This is a genomic window from Streptomyces sp. NPDC059477 (assembly GCF_042749375.1).
In the GTDB taxonomy this organism is placed as follows: Bacteria; Actinomycetota; Actinomycetes; order Streptomycetales; family Streptomycetaceae; genus Streptomyces.
Genome location: NZ_JBHYUG010000070.1, coordinates 25,136 through 33,006, shown reverse-complemented (window position 1 = coordinate 33,006; position 7,871 = coordinate 25,136). Strand labels below are relative to the sequence as shown.

Genomic DNA, 7,871 nt, shown 5'->3' with positions numbered 1-7,871 from the left:
CCCCCCCCCCCCCCCCCCCCCGCCCGCCCCCCCCGCGGCGGGCCCGCCTCCGCCGGTACCCCCGCACTATGTCCCACCCGGCGGGGCCGGGCGCCGAAGCCCCCCCCCCCCCCCCGCAGGCCGCGGTAGCGCTGCGGGGCGGACGTCATCGCGTCGGCTCCTTCACCGGGCGGGGCGCTCGCGGGATCCCGTGCTCACCGGATCCGTGCGACGCCCGCGTAGATGGCGCTGGTCTCGGGCTCCGGCGTTTCGGTGCCCTTGAACCACTCGGTCGCCGTGACCAGGCCCGGCTCGGCGAACTCCAGGCCGTCGAAGAAGCGGGCGACCTGGGCGCGACCGCGGAAGCTGAGGCGGATGCCGCCCTGGGCGTACTGCTCGGTGACCTGAACCGCCAGCTCGGGGAAGATGTCCGACGAGGCGTGCGAGAGCACCAGCCAACTACCCGAGGGCAGGGCGCCGATCAGCTCGCCGACGATCGCGTACGGGTCCTGCTCGTCGCTGATGAAGTGCATCAGCGCGATCAGGGACAGGGCGATCGGCCGGTCGAAGTCGAGGACGCCGCGCGCGTGCTCCAGGATCTGGCCCGGCTGGCGGACGTCGGCCTCGATGTAGTCCGTGGCCCCCTCGGGGCGGCTGATCAGCAGCGCCTCCGCGTGGCGCAGCACGATCGGGTCGTTGTCCGTGTAGACGATCCGCGCCTCGGGCCGGACGCGCTGCACTATCTGGTGGAGGTTGGGCTCGGTGGGGATGCCCGTGCCGATGTCCAGGAACTGGTCGATGCCCTCCGCGGCCAGCCACGCCGCCGCCCGGTGCATGAACTCCCGGTTCTGCCGGGCGCCTTCGTGCGCCTCGGGCGGCAGCATCTGGCCCACGGCCTCGTCGACCGGGTAGTTGTCCTTGCCGCCCAGCAGCCAGTCGTACACCCGCGCGGGGTGCGGCCTGCTGGTGTCGATGCGCGGGCTGGGGGTCTCAGCGGTCATCACGGACTCCGTCGCATGAGGATCAAGAAATGCGGGCCTCGATCATCGCAGGGCAGAGAACCGATTCGCCAGCCAGGTCGGCGGATTGCCCGACCGGGTCCCGCGCGGGTCGCCCCGGGGCATGTCCGCGGCCCGGAGCGCAAGGCCCGGCCGGGGTTAGCGCCAGGCGCCCCGGGCGAAGTCGGGGACCTCCAAGGGACGGCCGCCGCAGGCCGACCGGGCGGCGCTCAGCGGAACGGCAGAGCGTCGGGCCGCCGAGTCGCAGACGTCGATGCCGGGACCGGGCCCACGCGCATCAGCCGCACGATCCGCCATTACGGCACGCGGTCCATGCCCGCTGTGGCCGCGCGTGCCCCAACTGCCTCTTGTCTCGCGCCGGTTGTTCCTTGGAGCGCGTACGGATCGGCTTCGGATCTCCTGCCGGTCGCCTTCCGCGCGCGGCGGCGCGGCCTGCGTCTCGGTCGCGTGGTCCTTGGGCGGGGGCTCCGGGCGTGCTAGGAGGTGTGGTTCATGACCACCATCGCCATCATCGGAGCCGGGCCCGGCCTGGGCGCGGCCGTCGCCCGGCGCTTCGGGCGGGAGGGCTTCGCCGTCGCCCTCATCGCACGCGACCAGGAGCGCACCGACGCCCTCGCCGCCGCACTGGGCCGCGAGGGCATCACCGCGCGGGGCTTCACGGCCGACGTCCGCGTCCCCCGGGCGCTCACCGACGCCCTGCACACCGCGGCCGACGCGCTCGGCCCGATCGAGGTCCTCCAGTACAGCCCGATCCCCCACCGGGACTTCATGCGGCCGGTCCTGGAGACCGGCCCCGACGACCTGACCGGCCCCATCGAGTTCTCGGTGTACGGCCCCGTCACCGCCGTACGCGCCGCGCTGCCCGGCATGCGGGAACTGGGGCGCGGCACGATCCTCTTCGTCAACGGCGGCACCGCGGTCGTGCCCCACCCCGAACGAGCCGGGACATCCATCGCCTTCGCCGCCCAGAGCGCGTACGGCCATCTGCTGCACGACACCCTCGCGGCCGACGGCATCCATGTCACCCAGCTGGTCATCCCCGGCGCGATCGTCCCGGGGCATCCGCGCCGGGACCCGGCCGTACTGGCGGACACGCTGTGGTCCCTGCACTCGGAGCGCCACGGGTTCCGGCACTTCGCGGACGATCTGGAGGCGTGAGCGGAGAGTCGACCGTCACCGGCCCGGGGACCAGGGCCTCGCAGCCGGAAGGCGCCCTCCCCGGCCGGCCGACAACTCCCCGCGCGTCCGGCACCTTCCTCGCGACCGCCCCCTCAGTCCAGTACGGCCGTCGCCTCCACCTCGACCAGATGTTCGGGCACGTCCAGCGCGGCCACGCCCACCAGCGTCCCCGGCGGGACCGGTGTGCCGCCCAGGTGCCGTGCGGCCCGTTCGACGCCCGCCAGGAACTGCGGCATCTTCTCCGACGTCCAGTCGACGACGTACACCGTCAGCCTGGCCACGTCCGCGAAGGTGCCGCCGGCCTCGGCGAGCGCGGTGCCGACGTTGAGGTAGCACCGCTCGACCTGGGCGGCGAGATCGCCCACGCCGACGGTCGCGCCCTCGGCGTCCCAGGCGACCTGACCGGCGACGAGGACCAGCCGTGTCCCGGTCGCGATCGACATCTGGCGGTACGCGCCGATCCTCGGCAGTCCGTTCGGGTTCACCAGGGTGATGGCCATGCCGCACACCTCCGTGCAAGGGGCGCCGCAGCGCGCTCCGCGCACGCCGGGAGCCCTATGTGCTCTCTTGTGGTTACTCGGAAACCGTAGGAGAGTGAGCCCTGACATGGAAGAACGCACTTTTCGGTGACTGGGGAACCTGATGGTGACCAAGCAGTACGAGGGCTCGGCGGCCGACGCCGATCTGACCCGCGCGGACTCGCTCGCGCGGGAGATCTTCTCCGACGTCGCCAACAAATGGGCGCTGCTGATCATCGAGACGCTCGGCGGCCGGACCCTGCGCTTCGGTGAGCTGCGCAAGGAGGTCGACGGCATCAGCCACAAGATGCTCACCCAGAATCTGCGCATGCTGGAGCGCAACGGGCTGGTCGACCGGGCGGTGTACCCGACCGTGCCGCCGCGCGTGGAGTACACGCTGACCGTGCCGGGGCTGGCGCTGCGGGACGCGGTCAGCGGGATGTGCGACTGGACCCAGCAGTACCTCGGCCATATCGAGGCGTCACGCAGCCGCTTCGTGGACTGACCCGACCGCCCCGACGGCCCTCTTCGGCGTCACCCCTTCCGCAGGGGCAGCGCGTCGAACTCGTGATCCCGCCACATCCGGCGGGACGCCTCCTCCGGGTAGGCGGCCGTCACCGGTTCGCTGTCCAGGAGCCGGACGAGCCGCCGCTCCGGGTCGTACGCGGGCCAGCCCGGGTCGCCGGTCGCCGCGAAGGACGTCCACGCCGAGCGGATGTACGCGGAGAGGGGCTCGGCATCGGGCGGGGGCGTGGGCCCGAGCAGCAGCGCCCCGATGCCTTCGCCGAGCGTGCCGAAGGTCAGGGGCAGGTCGAGGGTGTGGCAGGCGCCCAGGTCCGGGCCGCCGGTCGCGGGCGGGGACCAGGTCAGTTCGTAGAAATGCGCCCGGCCGCCACCCGCCCGGTGGGCGTCCGCGAGGCGCAGGCTGGGCATCCGGAAGAGCCAGTCGGAGCGGACCACCTCGTACAGATACTCCGCCGACGCCCCCGGGTAGGCGGCGCGATAGTCCCGCTCGGCGTCCGGTCCCGGCCCGAAGTCCCGCAGCGACCGGACCGCCATGTCTTCGTCCACGGCGCCGATCAGGCCCTGGACGAACAGGAACAGCCGGTATTCGTCACGGTTGTGACCGGCGATCAGCTCCACGTCACGCGCGGCACCTTCCGCCAGGGCCCGCCAGGGCGCGACGGGCAGCACATCGCCGTCCACGACCGGGGAGTACGGCGTCCGCATCACAGCGATCTGACCCCAGCGCTCGGTGAACTCACCGATACGGGCGTTCAGCGCGACCCCGGCGGCGGTCAGCTCGCGCGGGTCCACGGCGGCGAGGTCGGCCACCGTGGGGCGCAGTCCGAGCCCGGCGGCGAGGGCCGTGCCGATGTCCTCGGCGAGGGCGGCGGAGAGGAAGGTGGCGGGGACGCTCTGTGCGATCGCCCGCCGGAACAGGCCCGTCGCGAGGGGCATGGCCAGGAGGGCGGCGAGGGAGCCGGCACCCGCCGACTCGCCGAAGACGGTGACCTGGCCGGGGTCGCCGCCGAAGGCCGTGATGTTCTCACGCACCCACTCCAGGGCGGCGACCTGGTCGAGCAGGCCCCGGTTGGCGGGAGCGCCCTCGATGTGCGCGAACCCCTCCATGCCGAGGCGGTAGTTGAGGGTGACGACGACCGTGTCACCCTGCCGGGAGAGCCTGCCTCCGTCGTAGGAGGGGTCGGCGGCGGAGCCGAGCTGGTAGGCGCCGCCGTAGATCCACACCAGCACGGGGCGCCGGGCGGCCGGATCGGGATCCGGGGTCCACACATTGACGGTGAGCCAGTCGTCCCCGGCCGGGGCGGCGCCCTGGTCCGACAGCGGGCCCATCGGGTGCTGCGGGGGCGGTGGCCCGAAGGCGAACGCCTCCCGGACGCCGTCCCAGCGCGCCGCCGGGCGCGGTGCGGCGAAACGCGCCGGGCCCACCGGCGGCTGGGCGAAGGGGATGCCGCGGAAGACGGCCGTCCCGCTCTCGCGCCGGCCCCGCACCCTGCCCGTCACCGTGCGGGCCTCCGGGGATTCGCTACCAGTCATGTGCCGGCTCCTCAGCGGATCGGGGGTTGGTCGGCGCCGCCCTAGGACGGTCACCCTCCAGCATGCGTCACCCGCGAGCCGCATGGACCGAGAACAACATGTGACGAAGATACCCAAAACCCGCCCACGCCGCAGATGTTGACCCGGCCGGGGCCCCGCCCGGGGCCCGTCACACCAAGGGTTGATCTTGTGCATGCCAAGAGAGTTTCAAGACTCGGTCACGGACAGATCTTCGTTGGCCATGATTCAGTAACGTGAACTGTGGAGCGTGTCATCGGGCATACGTTCTGGTCTGTGAACAGTGATGGCACTCCCCACATAGCCGGCTCTTCCCACTCGCGGACCGCCCGGACGGTTTCCGCGCGCCCGGCTCGACGTACCCTTCTCCGTACCGCGCTCAGCGGTGCCGCCGTCATCGGCGCCGGAGTCGGCACCGGTCTCGCGGTCGCCGCCCCCGCCTCGGCGGCCACCGCCACCCGCACCAGCACCGCGCCGCGCCCGAGCACTCCGCAGCAGGCCCTCAGCGCCCTGGCCACCGGCAACCAGCGCTGGCGCACCTTCCGGCAGCACCACCCCAACGAGACGGCCACCGTCCGCCAGCAGCTGGTGGCCAGTCAGCACCCCTTCGCGCTGGTGCTGGGCTGCATCGACTCGCGGGTTCCCCCGGAGCTGGTCTTCGACCAGGGTCTCGGCGATCTGATGACCGTCCGCAGCGGCGGCGAGGTGCTGGACGAGGCAGTCCTCGGCAGCGTCGCCTACGGCGTGCTCGAACTCGCCATTCCGCTGGTGGTGGTGCTCGGTCACCAGTCGTGCGGCGCGGTACGCGCGGCGGTCGAGGCCGAGGAGTCCGGTGAGCGGCTCCCGGCCCACATCCAGTACCTGGCCGACCAGATCACCCCGGCGATCGACCACACCAAGGAGGGCGACGCCCGGGTCGACGCGACCATCGACGCCCAGGTGCGGCTCGTCACCTCACGTCTGGCCGCCGAGCCCGACCTCGCGGCCAAGGTGAACTCCGGTCAGCTGGCCATCGTGGGCGCGCGGTACGAACTCAACACCTACCTCGTCCACCAGCTCGTCTGACGGACACCCACGGACAGGACTCCGGCCCGGCGCGCGACCTCCTCGCGCACCGGGCCGGAGTCGTTTCCATGGGCAGGGCGTTCAGCCGGAGGTCCCGCGATGCCGGGCGACCGCCTCCCGCACGGCCGGGACCACCTCCTGCGCCCAACGCCGGTGCTGGTCCGGGTCATCGTCCTGGGCGCCGAAGACGAAGGTGTCCATGCCGTGCTCCACGGCCAGTGCGGTGAGTTCCTCCACCCACATCGCGGGCGGCCCGGCGAACGGGCCGGTGCGCGGGCCGTCGGTGATGGTCCCGAAGATGTTGTAGAGACGGCGGATGTCTCGGGGGTCGCGACCGGCCTCCGCCGCGCCCTCGTCGATCAGCCGGTGCATGCCGGGCAATTTCTCCGGCGGGGCGTAGGGCGCGGACGGGCACCAGCCGTCGGCCTTGCGCCCGCAGACGCGCAGCAGACGGGGCCTGAGGACGCCGAGCCAGATGCCCATGGGGTGGGCGGGAGCGGGTCCGGGGTGCACCCCGGACAGCCGGTAGTGCTGTCCGTCGTAGTGCACGGACCGCTCGTCCGACCACATCAGCCGGATGATGTCGACCGCCTCGCTCAGCGCGCCCGCGGCCTCGCCGGGGGTCCGGTCGGGGCCGCCCATCGCGGTGATGGCGTCCCAGAACCCGCCCGCGCCCAGGCCGAGTTCGAAACGCCCGCCGGAGAGCACATCGAGGCTCGCGGCGGTCTTGGCGAGCACGGCGGGCGGGCGCAGCGGCAGATTCGCCACGTCCGGGAAGACCCGGACCCGCTCGGTCCGCCCCAGGATCACGCCCATCAGGGCGAAGGTGTCCAGGAAGCGCCGCTGGTAGGGGTGGTCCTGGATCCCGACGAGATCGAGCCCCGCCCGGTCCGCGAACCGGGCCAGGGCCACGATGTCCTCCACCCGCTCCGCCTCGGGGGTGGGAAAGATCCCGAACTGCACGGGACGCCCGTAATCAGTCATGCGATCGAGCCTAGATCCGGCCCGGCTGTCGCCGCGACCGGCGGCGGCCCGTTCGGTACCGTGCGGCGTCATGCGCCGTGGGGCGACGTGGCGCGGCGCCGGGCGTCACTGTGCGTCAGACCTAGGCCATTTGGTCGAAGCTGTGACCGTCGGTGATGCCTACGCTGAGGTGTCATACACATCTGGGACATCTCTGAGCCACCTCTGAGACACATCGGTGGGACCGAGCGACCCTGGTGAGGAGCATGGTCACGCCGGTGACGTGTCGACCGACCGAGGTGAGATGACGTGCGGAGTTTGACGTGGAGAGACGTCGAGTGGCTCGCCGAGGCCGCCGACGAGCCCGCCGCGTGCCGGGCCGCCTGGGCGAACGATCCGCGCACACCGTACGCGCTGGCGACCGGCCGGTGTTTCGACGTGGTGACGGTGGATCAGCGGCTGGGCATCGAGGCGTTCGATCTGCTGCTGCGCCGCGGACTTCCGCTGGGGCCCGCGGTGCTCGACCGCACGGCGCGTCGGGGTGGGTTTCTTTCTGCGCCCGCGCGGGGCGCGGGACTTCACTCAATGTGTCGGCCAGGAGCCGGGGCCGACGCCCCCGCACCGCTGTCCGAGCCACGGTTCGGTGGTCGTCGTGCCCGGCCCGACGCCCCTGCCGGGTGACCGGCACGCCTGGCTGCGCGCCCCCGACCGGCGGCCGTGGGCCCATCCGCTCGGCCCGGTCGCGCCGGCGACCACCCTCGTCGCCGCCGCCGAACTGCTCGCGCGGGTGGACCGGTACGGCGAGAGCGGGGTGGCCATCCGGCACGACCGGGCGGCGCGTTTCGTGGCCTGAGCGCCTGAGTGCCCCCGAGCGGTCAGCCGCCCCATGGGGCCTTTCCCGGCCCCCGGCCCTCAACCGCCGGCCCCAACCTGTCGACCCTGAGTCTCCGGTCGGTCGTGAAGCCCGCCCTGCTCCCCCGGCCTGACCGGACCCGGGCCCCCCCCCGCCGCGCCCGCCCCCCCCGCGGCGGGGGGGGGGGGCCGCACCGCCGGGGCCGCCGCGCGGCCCGCC

The 7,871-nt window shown here is 73.1% G+C and carries 9 protein-coding genes; 5 read left to right on the top strand and 4 right to left on the bottom strand.

The window, feature by feature from the left end; all coding sequences use genetic code 11:
* Positions 1 to 194 precede the first annotated feature (194 nt).
* A complete protein-coding gene (locus tag ACFXAZ_RS28385) occupies positions 195 to 980 on the bottom strand; it encodes an SAM-dependent methyltransferase (RefSeq protein ID WP_384596977.1) in 786 nt (261 codons plus the stop codon).
* 510 nt (positions 981 to 1,490) lie between these two features.
* Here ACFXAZ_RS28385 and ACFXAZ_RS28380 point away from each other — a divergent pair.
* Positions 1,491 to 2,156 carry an SDR family NAD(P)-dependent oxidoreductase gene (locus tag ACFXAZ_RS28380; RefSeq protein ID WP_384596975.1) on the top strand — a complete coding sequence of 222 codons (666 nt, stop codon included), beginning with the start codon at positions 1,491 to 1,493 and terminating at the stop codon, positions 2,154 to 2,156.
* 113 nt (positions 2,157 to 2,269) lie between these two features.
* On the opposite strand, the gene ACFXAZ_RS28375 is transcribed toward ACFXAZ_RS28380, so the two are convergent.
* Positions 2,270 to 2,677 (bottom strand): RidA family protein, encoded by a 408-nt coding sequence (locus ACFXAZ_RS28375; protein ID WP_384596973.1) that lies wholly within the window; start codon positions 2,675 to 2,677, stop codon positions 2,270 to 2,272.
* A gap of 142 nt (positions 2,678 to 2,819) precedes the next feature.
* On the opposite strand from ACFXAZ_RS28375, the gene ACFXAZ_RS28370 reads away from it, so the two are divergent.
* Positions 2,820 to 3,200 (top strand): winged helix-turn-helix transcriptional regulator, encoded by a 381-nt coding sequence (locus tag ACFXAZ_RS28370; protein ID WP_384596971.1) that lies wholly within the window; start codon positions 2,820 to 2,822, stop codon positions 3,198 to 3,200.
* A 29-nt stretch (positions 3,201 to 3,229) separates the two neighbouring features.
* On the opposite strand, the gene ACFXAZ_RS28365 is transcribed toward ACFXAZ_RS28370, so the two are convergent.
* Positions 3,230 to 4,753, bottom strand: a complete 1,524-nt coding sequence (locus ACFXAZ_RS28365) for a carboxylesterase/lipase family protein (RefSeq protein WP_384596969.1) — start codon at positions 4,751 to 4,753, stop codon at positions 3,230 to 3,232.
* A gap of 294 nt (positions 4,754 to 5,047) precedes the next feature.
* On the opposite strand from ACFXAZ_RS28365, the gene ACFXAZ_RS28360 reads away from it, so the two are divergent.
* Positions 5,048 to 5,836 carry a carbonic anhydrase gene (locus ACFXAZ_RS28360; protein WP_384596967.1) on the top strand — a complete coding sequence of 263 codons (789 nt, stop codon included), beginning with the start codon at positions 5,048 to 5,050 and terminating at the stop codon, positions 5,834 to 5,836.
* Positions 5,837 to 5,917: 81 nt separating this feature from the next.
* On the opposite strand, the gene ACFXAZ_RS28355 is transcribed toward ACFXAZ_RS28360, so the two are convergent.
* Positions 5,918 to 6,820, bottom strand: a complete 903-nt coding sequence (locus tag ACFXAZ_RS28355) for an LLM class flavin-dependent oxidoreductase (RefSeq protein WP_384596965.1) — start codon at positions 6,818 to 6,820, stop codon at positions 5,918 to 5,920.
* Between the two features lie 288 nt (positions 6,821 to 7,108).
* Here ACFXAZ_RS28355 and ACFXAZ_RS28350 point away from each other — a divergent pair, with 288 nt between their 5' ends.
* Positions 7,109 to 7,480, top strand: coding sequence for a bifunctional DNA primase/polymerase (locus tag ACFXAZ_RS28350; protein ID WP_384596963.1), 372 nt, complete (start codon positions 7,109 to 7,111; stop codon positions 7,478 to 7,480).
* A complete protein-coding gene (locus tag ACFXAZ_RS28345; RefSeq protein ID WP_384596961.1) occupies positions 7,452 to 7,652 on the top strand; it encodes a hypothetical protein in 201 nt (66 codons plus the stop codon). Before ACFXAZ_RS28350 ends, ACFXAZ_RS28345 begins: the two co-directional genes overlap by 29 nt.
* The last annotated feature ends 219 nt before the right edge of the window (positions 7,653 to 7,871 follow it).